The organism is Klebsiella sp. RCJ4 (assembly GCF_009025755.1).
Lineage (GTDB): Bacteria > Pseudomonadota > Gammaproteobacteria > Enterobacterales > Enterobacteriaceae > Klebsiella > Klebsiella michiganensis.
The window spans coordinates 30,693-48,487 of record NZ_WCIN01000023.1; the positions used below are offsets into that span (position 1 = coordinate 30,693).

Consider the following 17,795-nt stretch of genomic DNA (forward strand, 5'->3'; position numbering starts at 1 on the left):
TCCGATGAAGAAATCAGCACTCGATCAAATTTTCATTTTTTTTTCTGATTTATTGACATCTTCTCCAGGCCTTATGTGGCGTGGACTTGGCGATTATTACCCTTCCGCAACCTCAATTTAACGTCAAAATCAACTCTTGTACTCAAAAGAATCCTTACTAGAATACTCACCATATAGCGTTTCTTTTATCGACCACCCCCTACATATAGTATTTATCCACAGAGTTAGTCACAACGGCGTTCTGTGGATAAGTGGGGGATATTTTCTTTCACGGACAGGTATAATCCACATGAATCAGAGTCTGCTGGTGACAAAGCGTGACGGTAGCACCGAGCGCATCAATCTCGATAAAATCCACCGCGTGCTGGATTGGGCGGCAGAAGGGCTGAATAACGTATCCATCTCCCAGGTAGAACTGCGTTCCCACATTCAGTTCTATGACGGCATCAAAACCGCCGACATTCACGAAACCATTATCAAAGCCGCCGCGGACCTTATCTCCCGCGAGGCGCCGGATTACCAGTATCTCGCCGCCCGTCTGGCGATTTTCCACCTGCGTAAAAAAGCCTACGGCCAGTTTGAGCCGCCAGCGCTGTTCGACCACGTGTCGAAAATGGTGAAAAACGGCAAATACGATACTCATCTGCTGGAAGACTACACGGAAGAAGAGTTCAAGCAGATGGACTCGTTCATCGAGCACGATCGCGATATGACCTTCTCCTACGCTGCGGTTAAGCAGCTCGAAGGCAAATATCTGGTGCAGAACCGCGTCACCGGTGAGATCTATGAAAGCGCCCAGTTCCTGTACATTCTGGTTGCCGCCTGCCTGTTCTCCAACTACCCGCGCGAGACGCGTCTGAACTACATCAAGCGTTTCTATGACGCGGTGTCGACGTTCAAAATCTCGCTGCCGACGCCGATTATGTCCGGCGTGCGTACCCCGACCCGTCAGTTCAGCTCCTGCGTGCTGATCGAGTGCGGCGACAGCCTGGATTCTATTAACGCCACCTCCAGCGCCATTGTGAAATACGTCTCTCAGCGCGCCGGTATCGGCATCAACGCCGGCCGCATCCGCGCGCTGGGTAGCCCGATTCGCGGCGGTGAAGCTTTCCATACCGGCTGTATCCCGTTCTATAAGCACTTCCAGACGGCGGTGAAATCCTGCTCCCAGGGCGGCGTCCGCGGCGGTGCGGCGACCCTCTTCTACCCGATGTGGCATCTGGAAGTCGAAAGCCTGCTGGTGCTGAAAAACAACCGCGGTACCGACGCCAACCGCGTTCGTCACATGGACTACGGCGTACAGATCAACAAGCTGATGTACACCCGTCTGCTGAAAGGCGGCGATATCACCCTGTTCAGCCCGTCCGACGTCCCGGGCCTGTACGATGCGTTCTTCGCCGACCAGGACGAGTTCGAGCGCCTGTACACCCAATACGAGCAGGACGACAGCATCCGCAAGCAGCGCATTAAAGCGGTAGAACTGTTCTCGCTGATGATGCAGGAACGCGCCTCCACCGGCCGTATCTACATCCAGAACGTGGACCACTGCAACACCCACAGCCCGTTTGACCCGGTTGTCGCGCCGGTGCGCCAGTCCAACCTGTGCCTGGAAATCGCCCTGCCGACCAAGCCTCTGGAAGATGTAAACGACGAAAACGGTGAAATTGCGCTGTGTACCCTGTCCGCTTTCAACCTCGGCGTTATCGATAGCCTTGATGAGCTGGAAGAGCTGGCGGTGCTGGCCGTTCGCGCGCTGGATGCCCTGCTGGATTACCAGGACTACCCAATCCCGGCGGCCAAACGCGGCGCGATGGGCCGTCGTACGCTGGGTATTGGGGTGATTAACTTTGCCTACTATCTGGCGAAGCACGGTAAACGCTACTCTGACGGCAGCGCTAACAACCTGACGCATAAAACGTTCGAAGCGATTCAGTACTACCTGCTGAAAGCCTCTAACGAGCTGGCGATCGAGCAAGGCGCGTGCCCGTGGTTTAACGAAACCACCTATGCGAAAGGCATTCTGCCGATCGATACCTACAAAAAAGACCTGGACGCTATCGTCAGCGAATCCCTGCATTACGACTGGGAGCAGCTTCGCGAGTCGATTAAAACGCACGGCCTGCGTAACTCCACGCTCTCCGCGCTGATGCCGTCCGAGACCTCTTCGCAGATCTCCAACGCCACCAACGGCATTGAGCCGCCGCGCGGTCACGTCAGCATCAAAGCGTCGAAAGACGGTATCCTGCGCCAGGTGGTGCCGGATTACGAAAAACTGCAGAACGGCTACGAGCTGCTGTGGGAAATGCCGAACAACGACGGTTACTTGCAGCTGGTCGGTATTATGCAGAAGTTTATCGACCAGTCGATTTCTGCTAACACCAACTACGATCCGACGCGCTTCCCGTCTGGCAAAGTGCCGATGCAGCAGCTGCTGAAAGACTTGCTCAATGCCTATAAGTTCGGCGTCAAAACGCTGTACTATCACAACACGCGCGATGGCGCGGAAGATGCCCAGGATGACCTGGCGCCGTCCATCCAGGACGACGGCTGCGAAAGCGGCGCATGTAAGATTTGATAATATTGCCCGGCGGCGCGTTGCCTGCCGGGCCTACGGTCTAATGTAGGTCGGGCTAGCGAAGCGCCGCCCGGCGTATAATTCCAGGACAGGATCCCCACTCATGGCATACACCACCTTTTCACAGACGAAAAATGACCAGCTCAAAGAGCCGATGTTCTTCGGTCAGCCGGTGAACGTCGCCCGCTACGATCAGCAAAAATATGACATCTTCGAAAAGCTGATTGAAAAACAGCTCTCCTTCTTCTGGCGTCCGGAAGAAGTTGACGTTTCCCGCGACCGTATCGACTATCAGGCGCTGCCGGAACACGAAAAACACATTTTTATCAGCAACCTGAAATATCAGACGCTGCTGGACTCCATCCAGGGCCGCAGCCCGAACGTCGCCCTGCTGCCGCTGATTTCAATTCCGGAGCTGGAAACCTGGGTGGAAACCTGGGCGTTCTCGGAGACCATCCATTCGCGCTCCTACACCCATATCATCCGCAATATCGTTAACGATCCGGCGATGGTATTTGACGATATCGTCACCAACGAGCAGATTCAGAAACGCGCGGAAGGCATTTCCAGCTATTACGATGAATTGATTGAGCTGACCAGCTACTGGCATCTGCTGGGCGAAGGCACCCACAGCGTGAACGGTAAAACCATTACCGTGAACCTGCGCGAGCTGAAAAAGAAACTCTACCTGTGCCTGATGAGCGTGAATGCGCTGGAAGCCATCCGTTTTTACGTCAGCTTCGCCTGCTCTTTCGCCTTTGCCGAGCGCAAGCTGATGGAAGGTAACGCCAAGATTATCCGCCTGATCGCTCGCGACGAAGCGCTGCACCTGACCGGCACTCAGCACATGCTGAATCTGCTGCGTTCCGGCGTCGACGATCCGGAGATGGCTTCAATCGCCGAAGAGTGCAAACAGGCGTGCTACGACCTGTTCGTGCAGGCGGCGCAGCAGGAAAAAGAGTGGGCGGATTATCTGTTCCGCGACGGTTCGATGATCGGCCTGAACAAAGATATTCTCTGCCAGTACGTTGAGTACATTACCAACATCCGCATGCAGGCGGTAGGTCTCGATCTGCCGTTCCAGACCCGCTCCAACCCGATCCCGTGGATCAACACCTGGCTGGTGTCCGATAACGTGCAGGTCGCGCCGCAGGAAGTGGAAGTCAGCTCTTATCTGGTCGGGCAGATCGATTCCGAAGTCGACGCTGACGATCTGAGCAACTTCCAGCTCTGATGAAACGCATTTTCTTGAAGATTTCTGACACTCGCCTTGAGTGTCAGGATGAACATCCCTCCCTGCTGGCGGCCCTGGAATCGCACAATATCGACGTGGAGTATCAGTGCCGCGAAGGATACTGCGGATCGTGTCGTCTGCGTCTGGTTTCCGGTCAGGTTGACTGGCTCACCGAGCCGCTGGCGTTTGTCCAGCCGGGAGAGATTTTGCCCTGCTGCTGCCGGGCAAAAGGCGATATCGAAATCGAAATGTAAGCCAGCCTGAAACGCATTCCCATTCTTTATAGGGTTCGTTTTTTACGAACCCTGGGTTCGTCTTCCTATCCCTGTTCACCTCCCCCCACTCCGCCTACTCTACCTGTATAAGCCACCGGATAAAGCCATCAGCAATGATCGCAGCAACGCTGGCTGATGCTCTGCGTCACGACATTCATGAGGAGATAAAAAATGGCTTCCGTCAAAGAGGAAAACTGCGCCAACGGACTGAAAAAAGCATACGACGTCATCGTGGTCGGTGGAGGTTCGGCGGGTGCGGTACTCGCCGCACGTCTGAGTGAGAACCCCGATTGCCAGGTAGCGCTGCTGGAAGGTGGCCCCGTTTTCGCCCCTGATGCCTGGCCGGACGAGCTGGCGCACAGCCACTCTGTTGGTGGCGGCGATTACGTCTGGGAGCGCGGGGTAGCAACGGGAACCGATCACACGGCCGGTCATCTGCGGGCAAAAGTACTTGGCGGCGGGTCAACGATCAATGCCGGCGCGTTTGTTCGCGCCCCCAAATCTGATTTTGACCGTTGGGTCAAGCGCGGCCTGAGCGACTGGTCGTTCGATAAGGTTTTACCCTGGTTCAAACGGCTTGAAAACGCCGACTATGGCGACGATCGCTGGCATGGTCGCCACGGCCCGGTTCCGGTGCGGTTACCGGCGCTGGAAACGCTCAGCCCGGCAAGCCAGGCGTTTTATCATGCTTGCCGCGCTCACGGCTTCGCCGCCGTTGACGATATCAACGGCGCGCAGCAGCACGGCGTCGCGGTCTACCCGGTCAATGTTGTCAACGGCATCCGGCAAAATACCGCCATGGTCTACCTGACGGCAGACGTTCGCGCGCGCAAGAATCTGTCGATTGTCGGCATGACGGTCGTGGATAAAGCGTTGATTGAAGGTTCGCGCGTGAACGGCATACAGCTGGCGGACGGAACACAGATCGCTACCGACAACGTATTCCTGTGCGCCGGCGCGGCCGGTACGCCAGCGATTCTGTTGCGCTCCGGCATTGGCCCTGCGGACGATTTACGCCATCTGGAGATCACGGTGAAACAGGATCTCCCCGTTGGGCGCAACTTGCAGGAACAACCCGTGAACGGGATCATGCTGGCAACGTCCGCTAAGCATGCCAGTTATCCCCCTATAGGCACAACGCTCTGGACGCAATCTTCGCTGGCGGCAGCCAACGAACTGGATCTCTATATCAGCAATAACCACTTCGTCGATCCTGAACTATTTCCACATGGTGCGGGTTTCCAGCTCTTTTTCACCGTGGCGCGCCCCTTTGCCCGCGGGCGTCTGACTTTGGCGAGCCGCAACCCGCTGCTCGGCCCCCGTATCGATCTCAATTTACTGGGTGACGAGCGCGACGTCACGCGAATGGTCGAAGCGGTGAAATTATCCCGGGCGCTGGTGCAGGAAGGTCCGCTACAGGCGCTGGTGATTGGCGAAGTCCCGATGGTAAAAGGCGGTACACTGGCAGAAACAGACCAGCAGATAGCAGAAGAACAGCGTAAGACGGTGAAAAGTAACCTGCACCTCAGCGCGACTGCGCCAATGGGGAACGAAAGCGATCCCATCGCCGTCGTGGACGCCTGCGGGAAAGTTTTCGGTATTGCCGGGCTGTTTGTCGTCGATGCCTCGCTGTTCCCGGACGTTCCCTCTCAGGCGACCAATCCGGATGCGATCATGGCGGCAGAATATCTCGCCAGCCGTTTTTCTGGCGCATAGAACGAGGCATAGTCAACCGCAAGACCCGAAAAAGGAGCGCCTGTGTGAACAAGTTCGTGGAAATGAGCACGTTTATTTCGGTTGTTGAGTCTCTGAGCTTTGTCGGCGCGGCGGCAAAATTGGGGACATCAAAATCGGTAGTCAGCCAGCGCGTCAAGATGCTGGAGAAACGGCTTGGCGCCAGCTTACTGGAGCGCGGGCCACGGCTTAGCCTCACGGAGGCGGGCCTGCTATTTTATCAGGAGTGCGTACGGCTGCTTGACGAAGTCACGCTGGCAGAAGAGGCGGTGGCCCCGTCACGCAGCGAGCTTCGGGGCGGGCTGCGGATTGCCACCTCGCATACGTTTATGACCACTCATCTATCGACAATTCTGGCCGGTTTTATCCGCGACCATCCGGGGTTGTCTCTCGATATCGCGACGGAGGACCGGCAGATCAATATGCACCAGCCCGACTTTGATATCGCCATCCGCCTCGGCCTCGTCCCGGACTCAACGCTCATCGCCCGAACGCTGGCGCGCAACCTGACCTGGCTCTGCGCCAGCCCGGACTATCTGTCGCAACGGGGCACGCCTTTGCATCCTGTTGAACTGGAGCAGCATGACGGGCTGCTATATACCCATCGCGCGCCGGGGGGCTGCTGGCAGTTGCTGCATAACGGGCAGCGCCAGACCTGGCGGGTCAAAAATCGTCTGCGTTCGGATAACGCCTTCAGCCTGCTGGAGGCCGCCAGAATGGGGCTTGGGATTGTGGTCATGCCGCTATTTTTAGGCGCTGAAGCGATCGTGCGGGGAGAGCTAAAAATTATTTTACCCGACTGGCAGCCGGAGGGTGGCAACATTGTGGCGCTGTATCGCCAGACGCGTCGCGCCTCGCCAGTGATTCAGGCGCTGGTCAACGAGGTTGCGGAAAAGCTGGGGCCAGAGCCAGAGTGGGAAAAACAGCTACGACTGGCCGGGCTGCTGCCCCTCTGCAACAGGGGCGCAAGCGCCCCTGATTAATGGCTTACTTTTTATTGAGGAACTTCACCGCCTTATCCGGGAAATCCGTAAACAACCCGTCCACGTCCGCCTGGTTATACAGGACGTCGTAAAGCTGCTCCACGTCCGCTGCATACGCTGGCAGCTGATCCGCGCGGACCGTATACGGATGCACCTGCAGCTTGCTGGCATGGGCTTCTTTCACCATCGCCGTCAGCTTCACGTGACCCGGCGTCGAGCCTTCCGCCACCAGCATATGGTAGTCCGGGCCAATGCCGTCAGCGTACTGCGCGATCTGCGCCATCGCCCCCGGTTTGAACATCCAGTCATAGCTGTAGTTCACCCACTTGCCGTCGGCCTGCCGCTGCTGGGTCTCATTCCAGTCGGTATAGGCGATAAGCTGCACCAGATTGAGATCCATCCCCATTTTCGGCTCCAGCTCCTGCTTGATGCGCTTGAGCTCGTTGGCGTCAAAGCACTGCAGATAAACCTTATCCTGCTTGCCGGTGTAGCCATATTTCTTCAGCACGTTCAGCGTGCTGGCGGCAATATCCTTGCCTTCCTGATGGTGGAACCACGGCGCTTTGATCTCCGGGTAGATGCCGATGTTTTTGCCGGTCGAATGGTTCAGCCCCTGCACAAACTCAATCTCCTCTTCAAAGGTATGAATACGGAAATCAGATTTACCCATCGGGAAACGGCCCGGATAAGTTTGCACGTTCTTGCCATCTTTCGGCTCAAACCCTTCGGTAAACTTCAGCGACTTTATCTCGGCGAGGGTAAAGTCGATGGCGTAGAAGCGGCCATCTTGACGCGCCCGCTGCGGGAAACGCTGGGCCACGTCGGTCACCCGATCCAGATAGTGGTCATGCAGCACCACCAGCCGGTCGTCTTTAGTCATCACCAGGTCTTGCTCGAGGTAGTCCGCCCCCTGCGCGTAGGCCATCGCTTTCGCCGGCAGGGTATGTTCCGGCAGATAGCCGCTGGCGCCGCGGTGGGCGATAACGATTTTCTCCCCCGCGACGGCGCTGAAAGAGAGCGCCGTCGCAGCCAGCAGCATTCCGCTCATCAGGGTGGTTAATGTGCTTTTCATCGCCGCTCCTTAAGCTTGTTTCATCTGTTGGTGATGGCGTCGTTCGCCCAGCATCACGATAATCAGCAGCAGGACCGCCAGCACGCTGCCGCCGATCATTACCATAAAGCCGCCGTCCCAGCCGAAGAAATCGACGGTATAGCCAACGATGGCGCTCGCGGCCACGGAGCCGCCGAGATAGCCAAACAGGCCGGTGAAGCCCGCGGCGGTGCCGGCGGCTTTTTTCGGCGCCAGCTCCAGCGCATGCAGGCCAATCAGCATCACCGGACCGTAAATCAGGAAGCCGATGATGATCATGCAGGCCATATCCACGCCCGGGTTACCCGGCGGGTTCAGCCAGTAGACGACGGTGGCGATGGTGACCAGGGTCATAAAGAAGACGCCGGTCGCGCCGCGGTTGCCTTTAAACACTTTATCCGACATCCAGCCGCACAGCAGGGTGCCCGGGATCCCCGCGTATTCATAAAGAAAGTAGGCCCAGGACGATTTATCCAGCGCGAAGTGCTTAACCTCTTTCAGGTAGGTCGGCGACCAGTCAAGAATGCCGTAGCGCAGCAGATAAACAAACACGTTGGCGATGGCGATGTACCACAGCAGCTTGTTCGGCAGGATGTACTGCATAAAGATCTGCTTTGCGGTCAGCTCTTCTTCGTGCTTCTCGCTGTAGTCGTCAGGATAATCGTTTTTGTACTCTTCGATCGGCGGCAGGCCGCAGGACTGCGGAGTATCGCGCATCATCGCGAAGGCGAAAATCGCCAGCAGGATCGCGCCGAAAGCCGGCATATACAGCGCCGCGTGCCAGTCGTTAAACCACGCCATCCCCAGCAGAAACAGCAGCGGCGGGATCCCGCCGCCGACGTTGTGCGCGCAGTTCCATACCGAAACAATACCGCCGCGCTCTTTCTGCGACCACCAGTGCACCATCGTACGTCCGCACGGCGGCCAGCCCATCCCCTGGAACCAGCCGCACAGGAACAGCAGGACGAACATCACCATAATGCTGGAGGTCGCCCAGGGGACGAAGCCCATCACCAGCATCACCAGCGCGGCAAGGATCAGGCCTGCCGGTAAAAAAATGCGCGGATTCGAACGGTCAGAAACCGAGCCCATGATGAATTTCGAAAATCCGTAGGCGATAGAGATACCGGAAAGCGCAAAGCCGAGATCGCCGCGGGAGAACCCCTGCTCGATAAGATAGGGCATTGCCAAAGCAAAGTTCTTACGAACCAGATAGTAAGCGGCATATCCGAAGAAGATACCGATAAAGATCTGCCAGCGTAATCGACGATATAGCGGATCGATTTCCGCCGTTGGCAAACGCGCTTTATGCGCTGCGGGTTTAAATATACTTAACATATCAGCCTCCGTGGCCATTGCTGTTCTTCTGACGTCGTCGCAAAAAAACGTAATTTATTCACTGACTTCTGATTTGGTCGCGATAGTAGGCAAAGCGTAAATCTAATACTGTGAAATGTCGCACACTTTGTTACAGAAATATGACAGAACTTTCCAATATGCGCATAAAGTCACAACAAACGCTCGAATTACGCGCAAATATGCTCGAAATCAAACATTAAACGCGGTCGATATGGCTAAATGATGTAAAACGAACACAGAGGACAGGGAGATGGCCGATAGTCGTGAATATGACGTCATTATTATTGGCGGCGGCGCCACCGGCGCCGGGATCGCGCGCGACTGCGCGCTGCGCGGGCTGAAGGCGGCGCTGGTTGAGCGCTACGATATCGCCACCGGGGCGACCGGCCGCAACCACGGCCTGCTGCACAGCGGCGCGCGCTATGCGGTAACCGATAGCGAATCGGCGCGGGAGTGTATCAGCGAAAACCGCATCTTACGCCGCATCGCCCGGCACTGCATTGAGCCCACCAGCGGCCTGTTTATTACCTTGCCGGAAGACGATCCGGCGTATCAGCACACCTTTATCACCGCCTGCCAGCAGGCGGGTATTGAGGCCCAGCCTCTGACGCCCGCCGAGGCGCTGCGCATTGAGCCCGCGGTTAACCCGGCGCTGCTCGGCGCGGTGCAGGTCCCCGACGGCACCGTCGATCCTTTCCGCCTCACCGCCGCAAATATGCTCGATGCCCGCGAACATGGCGCCGCTATCCTCACCGGCTGCGAAGTCACCGGCCTGCTGCGTCAGGGCGATCGCGTCCATGGCGTCACGATCTACAACCATCAGCTCCGTGAATCGCGCACGCTGCGCGCGCAGGTGGTGGTCAACGCCGCCGGGATCTGGGGGCAGCGCATCGCAGAGTATGCCGACCTGCGCATCGCGATGTTTCCGGCAAAAGGATCGCTGTTAATCCTCGATCACCGCATTAACCGTCAGGTTATCAACCGCTGCCGCAAACCGGCTGACGCCGATATCCTGGTGCCCGGCGATACTATTTCGCTGATTGGCACTACTTCGATGCATATTCCCTATGACGAAATTGACGACAACCGGGTAACGGCCGAGGAGGTCGAAACGCTGCTGCGCGAAGGGGAAAAGCTGGCGCCGATCATGGGGCGGACGCGGGTACTGCGCGCCTACTCCGGCATACGTCCGCTGGTCGCCAGCGATGACGATCCCAGCGGGCGCAGCGTCAGTCGCGGTATTGTGCTGCTCGACCACGCCCGGCGCGACGGACTGGAGGGCTTTATCACCATCACCGGCGGTAAGCTGATGACCTATCGTCTGATGGCGGAGTGGGCCACGGATGCGCTCTGCCGCAAGCTCGGAAATACCGTCCCCTGTACGACCGCCGATACGCCGCTGCCGGGCTCGCAGGAGCCGGCGGAAGCCACGCTACGCAAAATCATCTCTTTACCTGCGTCGCTGCGCGGGTCGGCCATCTATCGCCACGGCGATCGCACCCCGGCCTGGCTTGGCGATAGCCGCCAGCACCGCAGCCTGGTCTGCGAATGCGAGGCGGTGACCGCCGGCGAGGTTCAGTACGCGGTCGAAAACCTGGCGGTGAAAAACCTGCTCGACCTGCGCCGCCGCACCCGCGTCGGCATGGGAACCTGTCAGGGCGAACTGTGCGCCTGCCGCGCCGCCGGGCTGCTCGCGCGTTTTAACGTCACCACTTCCGCGCGATCCCTTACCCAGCTGTCTCAATTTTTGAACGAACGCTGGAAAGGCGTCCAGCCGGTGGCCTGGGGGGACGCGCTGCGCGAAAGCGAGTTCACCCGCTGGGTCTATCTCGGCCTGTGCGGATTACAAAAGGAGCATCAGGATGAAGTTTGATTGCGCCATCATCGGCGGCGGCCTCGCCGGACTGCTCTGCGGGCTGGCGCTCAACCAGCGCGGCCTGCGCAGCGTGATTATCAGCCGCGGCCAAAGCGCCCTGCACTTCTCTTCCGCCTCGCTGGATTTGCTTACCACGCTGCCGAATGGCGACACCGTCACCGATGTCGCTCACGGCATCGGCCAGCTGGCCCGCCAGCTTCCCGAACATCCCTATGCCAGGCTCGGCGCCGAACGGGTGATGGATTACGCCCGCCAGAGTCAGGCGCTGTTTGCCGACTGCGGTATCGCCATGCAGGGCAACGCCAGCCAGCCGCATCTGCGCGTGACGCCGCTGGGAACCTTACGCGCGGCCTGGCTATCTCCGCAGGAAATCGCCACCGCGCCGCTGCCCGCCAGCGGCGTCGGCGTGGTCGGCATCAGCGGATTCGGCGACTTCCAGCCGCATCTTGCCGCCGCCTCTCTGAACCAGCACGGCGTGACCGCCGAAGCCCATGAGATAGATTTACCTCTCCTCGATGTGCTGCGCGATAGCCCATCCGAATTTCGTGCCGCCAATATTGCCCGCCGGCTGGACGATGAAGCGCACTGGCCGGCCCTGCTGGCGGCGCTGCGCCCGCTGGCGCAGCGGCATAATTTACTGATTATGCCCGCCTGCTTTGGCCTCGCCAACGATCGCCTGTACCAGTGGCTGCAGCAGCGCCTGCCCTGCCCGCTGCGCCTGCTGCCTACGCTGCCGCCGTCGGTGCCGGGGATGCGCCTGCACGCCCAGCTGCAGCGGCAATTTATCCGCAGCGGCGGGACCTGGCTGACCGGGGATGAAGTCATCGATATCAGCCACCGCAACGGTAGCGTTAACGCGATCTGGACGCGCAATCACGGCGATATCCCGCTGCGCCCGCGCTTCGCGGTGCTGGCCAGCGGCAGCTTTTTCAGCAACGGGCTGGTCGCCGAGCGCAGCGGCGTGCGCGAGCCGATCCTCGGCCTTGACCTGCAGCAGACGCTGCCGCGCGAGCGCTGGTATCAGCAGGACTTTTTTGCCTCTCAGCCCTGGCAGCGTTTCGGCCTGAAAACCGATGCGGATCTGCGCCCGCAGCTCCAGGGGCAGACGCTAGAGAATCTGTTCGCCGTAGGCGCGATCCTCGGCGGTTTTGACGCCATAGCGCTGGGATGCGGCGGCGGCGTTTGCGCGGTGACCGCGCTGCATGCTGCTGGGTTAATCGGCGAGCTTGCCGGAGGTGAATCATGAACGACACGCGCTTTGAACACTGTATAAAATGCACCGTTTGCACCACCGCCTGCCCGGTCAGCCGGGTTAATCCGCGCTATCCGGGGCCAAAACAGGCCGGGCCGGACGGCGAGCGCCTGCGCCTGAAAGACGGCGCGCTCTACGACGAAGCATTGAAATACTGCATCAACTGTAAACGCTGCGAAGTTGCCTGCCCTTCGGACGTCAAAATTGGCGATATTATCCAGCGAGCGCGCGTGGAGCACGGTCGGCAAAAGCCCACGCTGCGCGATGCGATCCTCAGCCATACCGACCTGATGGGCACCCTCTCCACGCCGTTTGCCCCGCTGGTCAACGCCGCCACCGGGCTGAGGCCGGTACGCCAAATCCTTGATGCCGCGCTTAAAATCGATCACCGCCGCACGCTGCCGAAATATGGCTTTGGTACCTTTCGCCGCGCGTATCGTCAGCTGGCCGCCCGGCAGGGGCAGTACGCCGAGCAGGTGGCGTTTTTTCACGGCTGCTATGTGAACTACAACAATCCGCAGCTGGGCAAAGATCTTATCCGCGTGTTCAACGCCATGGGCATCGGGGTGCAGTTATTGAGCAAAGAGAAATGCTGCGGCGTACCGCTGATTGCCAACGGTTTTTTTGCGAAAGCGCGCAAGCAGGCGCTGAGCAACGTCATCGCGATGCGGGAAAATAGTCTGCCCATTATTGCGACTTCATCGACCTGCACCTTTACGCTGCGCGATGAATATCCGCATCTCCTTGATATCGATAATCACGATATCGGCGACCGGATTGAGCTGGCGACTCGCTGGCTCTGGCGTCAGCTGGATAATGGGCGGCCTCTGAAGCTAAAAACGCTGCCGCTGAAGGTGGTCTATCACACGCCCTGCCATATGGAAAAAATGGGCTGGTCGCTGTATACCCTTGAGCTATTGCGGCTGATCCCCGGCTTGCAGCTGGAGGTACTCGACTCGCAATGCTGCGGTATTGCCGGCACATACGGCTTCAAGGCAGAGAACTACGACTCATCGCAGGCGATGGGCGCGCCGTTGTTCCGGCAAATTGAGGAGAGCGGCGCGGATCTGGTGGTGACCGACTGTGAAACCTGCAAATGGCAGATAGAGATGTCCACCAGCAAACGCTGCGAACACCCCATCACCCTGCTGGCACAGGCGCTGGCCTGACGCCAGCGCCAGCACCGGGGGGCTAGTAGCTCCCCTTTCCCTCCGCCTGTTCGGCTACCGGCTTGAACATCGCCAGCCGTTTATCCAGCGCGCTGGTGTAAAGGTTGGTATCGACGCCAACGGCAACAAAATTCGCCCCCCACGCCAGCGCTTTGTGCGCCATCTCCGGATCGACGGCAAGGAATCCGGCCGCCTTACCCGCCGCGCGAATGCGGCGGATGCTCTGTTCAATAACCCGCTGCACTTCAGGATGACCGGCGTTATCCGGGTAGCCCAGCGAGGCCGACAGGTCCGCCGGGCCGATAAACACGCCATCAATGCCCTCCACTTCAAGGATCGCATCCAGATTATCGAGGGCCGTTTTACTCTCTACCTGAATCAACAGGCACAGCTCATCGTTGGCCTGCGCCATATAGTTTTCGACCCGTCCCCAGCGCGCGGCGCGGGCCACTCCGGCCCCCACCCCGCGGGTACCCAGCGGCGGGTAGCGGGTAGCCGAGACAATCTCCCGCGCCTGTTCGGCGGTATCGACCATGGGGATCAGCAGCGTTCTGGCGCCGATATCCAGCACCTGTTTAATCAGGCTACGATTGCCCTCCACTGGGCGAATGACCGGCTGGCTGGCGTAGGGCGCAATGGCCTGCAGCTGATGATAAAGATCCTGGATGGTATTGGGCGCATGTTCGCCGTCAATCAGCAGCCAGTCGTAACCCGAGGTGGCGGCAATCTCAGCCATATAAGAAGAGGTCGAGCTCAGCCACAGGCCAATTTGCGCTTCCCCTTGTAATAATCCCGCTTTAAATGGGTTCGATAAAATTGCGTTCATAGTTCTCCCTTACATTAATGCTGTACGCTGCCAGCCTGCGGCACGGCGCGGTTCACGCGCAGTGAAAAGATAATAACCACCCCGACAATCGCCACGCAGGCGAGCGTCACTAATCCGGCAGAATCACTGGCGAACATGGTTTCAGCCTGGACGCGGATAATGGGCGCCAGAAACCCGCCGATAGCGCCGAACAGGTTCACAAAGCCGATGCCAGCGGCCAGCGCCGTACCGGACAACAGCTGCGTCGGCATGGTCCAGAAGACCGGCTGCACGGCAATGACGCCGACGGCGGCAACGCACAGCGCGATAATCGCCAGCACCGGCGACACCAGCCCGGAGACCGCAATGCCAATTGCCGCCGCCAGCAGGGTGAATGCCGCCACATTACGCCGCTCGCCGGTGCGGTCGGAGTAGCGCGGAATCAGCCAGGTACCGAACAGCGCCGCCACCCACGGGATCGCGGTCACCACCGACGCCACGAACCCCACCTTGGTGCCGAGCAGCGCGGCAACCTGGGTTGGCAGGAAGAAGATCAGGCCGTAAACCGCCACCTGAATGGTGAGATAGATAATCGCCAGCTGCCAGACGCGGCCGTTACGCAGCGCATCGGACAAACGCGAGGTCACCTTTTTCTGCTCTTCGCTGGCCAGCTCGCTGATTAACGCCTGTTTTTCGGCAGCGCTCAGGAAGCGCGCCTTTTGCGGCGTATCGTCGAGCCAGAAGAAGGTGAAGAACCCCGCGCCGACCGCCAGCAGCCCCTCAATGATAAACATCCAGAACCAGCCGGGATGCCCCATAAAACCATGCATTTCCAGCAGCGCGCCAGAGAGCGGCGACCCGAGGGTCAGCGCCAGCGGCGCGCCCATATAAAACAGCCCCATAATACTGGCGCGGTTCTGCTGCGGAAACCACTGGGACGTCAGGTAGATCATGCCCGGGAAAAAACCCGCTTCCGCGGCGCCCAGCAGGGTGCGCACCAGCAGAAACTTCGCTTCGGTATCCGCCCACGCCATCGCCGCGGAGAGAAGCCCCCACAGCAAGGTGGTGCAGCCGATCCACTTTCTTGCGCCGAATTTGCGCATCAGCAGGTTAGCGGGCACCCCGAGAAAGGCGTAGACCACAAAGAAAATCCCCGCCCCCAGCGCATAGGCTTCGTTGCTAAGGCCGGTATCCAGCTGATAGGTCTCTTTGGCAAAGCCGATATTCGAACGGTCAAGAAACGCCAGCACGTACAGCGCCAGCATAAAGGGGATCAAACGGGCGCGGTTTTTCTTCACCACGCTCTCAAGCAAGGCGTTGCTCATCGTAATATCCTCAACAATAGGCCGCACATCTGCGCTGTGCGGCACGACGGGATCAGTGGCTATAAGGACGTTTCAGATTACAGTCGCGGTTCAGCTCCACGCCGAAGCCCGGTTTGTCCAGCACGGTTTTATGAATGCGCCCGTTCACCGGTACCGGCTCATCAACCAGAATCGGGTCAAACTGCGGACGCATCGTTGAGCAGTCGGGGCTGGTCATCAGGAACTCACTGAAAGGCGTGTTGGTAAAGGTAATGACCGCATGGTGCGAATAGACCGACGAGCCGTGCGGCACCACCAGCTGGCCGCGCGATTTGGCGATCGCCGCAATCTCCACCAGCGTGGTCAGGCCGCCGCACCAGCCCACGTCAGGCTGCATAATATCGATGCCGGTTTCCGACAGCGTGCGGAAGGATTGCAGCGTACCGTGGTGCTCGCCGCTGGTGACCATCATGCCGGCTGGCGCATTGCGTTTAAGCTCGCGATAGCCTTCATACTGCTGCGGCGGCAGGCACTCCTCGATCCACTTAAGGTTAGAGGGCGCGCAGGCGTGGGCCAGTTTAGTGGCGTAGTTAACGTCCTGGCTCATCCAGCAGTCCAGCATCAGCCAGAAGTCCGGGCCGCACTTTTCGCGCATATCGGCCACCATCGCAGCATCTTTGCGGATCCCCGCGTCGCCATCGTGCGGCCCCCAGTGGGTCGGCATTTTGCCGCCAATAAAGCCCATCTCTTTCGCCAGGTCCGGACGCGCCCCGGTGGCGTAGAACTGAATTTCATCGCGCACCGCGCCGCCCAGCAGTTTGTAAACCGGCAGCCCAACCACTTTGCCGAACAGATCCCACAGCGCCAGGTCGACGCAGGAAATCGTATTCATCACCAGGCCGCCGGATCCGGAGTAGTACAGGGTGGCGTTGAGCATCTGGTCATGGATCAGTTTGATATCGCTGACGCATTTGCCTTCGATAAAGCGGTTGAGGTGTTTTTCCACGATAAAGCAGCCCATCTCGCCGGCGGTCGATACCGCAAAGCCGGTCTGCCCGTTTTCGGCTTCGACCTCAACGATCAGCGTGCCAAGAACGTTGATGCCAAACGACTGGCGGGACTGTTCATACTGTTTATATTTGCTCATCGGCGTGGCGATATGATCGTCAATCCAGTGATTTGCCCCCTGGTCATGATAATCGCCGCCGCCAGCGCCTTTCTCTGCGGTAGCACCGCCAATAAACCAGGCGCGGACGTGTTTAATTTTCGGTAGGGTCATGATCTTCTCCTTATTATGAGGCTTGTTGTTCGAAGGGGCTTTTCCACCCCAGCAGACGGGAAATATCTTTGGCGCAGGCAATCGCCCTACCGGCGAGGTAATCGCGATTGTCTTCATTGATTTGCAGACGGGTACCCACCACGGAAATGGCGGCGGTCAGCTCGTTATTGGCATTAAAAACCGGCGCCGCCACGCAGCGAACGTCGGGATAGTCTTCGCCGTTATCGAAGCTCCAGCCGCGGGCGCGAATACGGCCCAGTTCATCGCGAAGCTGTTGGGCGCTGGTGATGGTGGTTGGCGTCGCCCGCTCCCACTGCAGCTCGCTGATAATCGACTCCTGAACCCGCTCGGGCTGCCAGGCCAGCAGGCATTTACCAATGCCGGAACGATATAACGACAGGCTCTTACCTTCATGCGAACGCACGCTGATGGTGGCCGGGGATTCAATCTTCAGAATGTAGTAGGCGTTGCCGCTGTCGATGATGCCCAGGTGGCAGAGCAGCCCGCACTGATCCATCAGCTGCGTCAGGCGCGGGCGCGCCAGTTCGCGCAGGTCCATTTTGCTCAGCGCCTGCCCGGCCAGCTCAACCAGCTTGGTCCACAGGCAGTAGTTATCCTGATTATCCATGCTGAGGAAGCGCTGTTTTTTCAGCTCTCCCAGCAGCAGATAGGCGGTGCTTTTCGGAATACCCAGTTCGTCAATAATGGTCGCCGCGCTGCAGGGGCCGATGCGGGCGATCAGATTGAGAATATCAATGGCGCGGGTCAGCGCCGGGACTTTGCTTGATTCCAACATACTGGACTCCAATCCTGAATACTGGAATCAGTGTTGCGGTTGTCGGGCGTGTAAATTGTGAGCG

The 17,795-nt window shown here is 58.8% G+C and carries 14 protein-coding genes; 8 read left to right on the forward strand and 6 right to left on the reverse strand.

The features are described from left to right. Positions 1-289 precede the first annotated feature (289 nt). The 5 genes from nrdA (at position 290) to F8562_RS06575 (ending at position 6,801) form a co-directional block, all read left to right on the forward strand. Positions 290-2,575 (forward strand): class 1a ribonucleoside-diphosphate reductase subunit alpha, encoded by a 2,286-nt coding sequence (gene nrdA, locus F8562_RS06555; RefSeq protein WP_014839096.1) that lies wholly within the window; start codon positions 290-292, stop codon positions 2,573-2,575. Positions 2,576-2,678: 103 nt separating this feature from the next. Beyond that, complete coding sequence (nrdB, locus tag F8562_RS06560) at positions 2,679-3,809, forward strand: class Ia ribonucleoside-diphosphate reductase subunit beta (RefSeq protein WP_004852757.1); 1,131 nt, start codon at positions 2,679-2,681, stop codon at positions 3,807-3,809. Beyond that, positions 3,809-4,063 carry a class I ribonucleotide reductase maintenance protein YfaE gene (gene yfaE, locus F8562_RS06565; RefSeq protein WP_004104002.1) on the forward strand — a complete coding sequence of 85 codons (255 nt, stop codon included), beginning with the start codon at positions 3,809-3,811 and terminating at the stop codon, positions 4,061-4,063. Before nrdB ends, yfaE begins: the two co-directional genes overlap by 1 nt. A gap of 192 nt (positions 4,064-4,255) precedes the next feature. Further along, complete coding sequence (locus tag F8562_RS06570; RefSeq protein WP_014230219.1) at positions 4,256-5,800, forward strand: GMC family oxidoreductase; 1,545 nt, start codon at positions 4,256-4,258, stop codon at positions 5,798-5,800. Between the two features lie 44 nt (positions 5,801-5,844). After that, positions 5,845-6,801, forward strand: a complete 957-nt coding sequence (locus F8562_RS06575; RefSeq protein ID WP_014230220.1) for a LysR family transcriptional regulator — start codon at positions 5,845-5,847, stop codon at positions 6,799-6,801. Between the two features lie 4 nt (positions 6,802-6,805). Here F8562_RS06575 and glpQ read toward each other — a convergent pair whose 3' ends face one another. Both glpQ and glpT read right to left on the reverse strand, forming a co-directional pair. Further along, a complete protein-coding gene (glpQ, locus tag F8562_RS06580; protein ID WP_014230221.1) occupies positions 6,806-7,873 on the reverse strand; it encodes a glycerophosphodiester phosphodiesterase in 1,068 nt (355 codons plus the stop codon). Positions 7,874-7,882: 9 nt separating this feature from the next. After that, positions 7,883-9,229 carry a glycerol-3-phosphate transporter gene (glpT, locus tag F8562_RS06585; RefSeq protein ID WP_014230222.1) on the reverse strand — a complete coding sequence of 449 codons (1,347 nt, stop codon included), beginning with the start codon at positions 9,227-9,229 and terminating at the stop codon, positions 7,883-7,885. Between the two features lie 271 nt (positions 9,230-9,500). On the opposite strand from glpT, the gene glpA reads away from it, so the two are divergent. From glpA to glpC, 3 genes are read left to right on the forward strand one after another with little or no spacing between them, the layout of a single operon-like run. After that, the gene (glpA, locus tag F8562_RS06590; RefSeq protein ID WP_014230223.1) at positions 9,501-11,123 is read left to right on the forward strand and encodes an anaerobic glycerol-3-phosphate dehydrogenase subunit A; all 1,623 of its coding nucleotides are present in this window, start codon (positions 9,501-9,503) and stop codon (positions 11,121-11,123) included. After that, positions 11,113-12,372: a glycerol-3-phosphate dehydrogenase subunit GlpB gene (glpB, locus tag F8562_RS06595; protein ID WP_014839097.1), complete on the forward strand. Its 1,260-nt coding sequence runs from the start codon at positions 11,113-11,115 to the stop codon at positions 12,370-12,372. The genes glpA and glpB overlap by 11 nt, the downstream gene beginning before the upstream one ends. Continuing rightward, positions 12,369-13,547 (forward strand): anaerobic glycerol-3-phosphate dehydrogenase subunit GlpC, encoded by a 1,179-nt coding sequence (gene glpC / locus F8562_RS06600; protein WP_014839098.1) that lies wholly within the window; start codon positions 12,369-12,371, stop codon positions 13,545-13,547. Before glpB ends, glpC begins: the two co-directional genes overlap by 4 nt. Before the next feature lie 22 nt (positions 13,548-13,569). Here the strand turns inward: glpC and yfaU are convergent, their stop codons facing one another. From yfaU to F8562_RS06620, 4 genes are read right to left on the reverse strand one after another with little or no spacing between them, the layout of a single operon-like run. Beyond that, a complete protein-coding gene (gene yfaU, locus F8562_RS06605) occupies positions 13,570-14,373 on the reverse strand; it encodes a 2-keto-3-deoxy-L-rhamnonate aldolase (RefSeq protein ID WP_014839099.1) in 804 nt (267 codons plus the stop codon). Positions 14,374-14,387: 14 nt separating this feature from the next. After that, positions 14,388-15,677, reverse strand: a complete 1,290-nt coding sequence (locus F8562_RS06610) for an MFS transporter (RefSeq protein ID WP_004852770.1) — start codon at positions 15,675-15,677, stop codon at positions 14,388-14,390. 52 nt (positions 15,678-15,729) lie between these two features. Beyond that, positions 15,730-16,935 (reverse strand): L-rhamnonate dehydratase, encoded by a 1,206-nt coding sequence (gene rhmD, locus F8562_RS06615; RefSeq protein ID WP_014839100.1) that lies wholly within the window; start codon positions 16,933-16,935, stop codon positions 15,730-15,732. 13 nt (positions 16,936-16,948) lie between these two features. Beyond that, positions 16,949-17,731 (reverse strand): IclR family transcriptional regulator, encoded by a 783-nt coding sequence (locus F8562_RS06620; RefSeq protein WP_004852774.1) that lies wholly within the window; start codon positions 17,729-17,731, stop codon positions 16,949-16,951. Between the last annotated feature and the right edge of the window lie 64 nt (positions 17,732-17,795).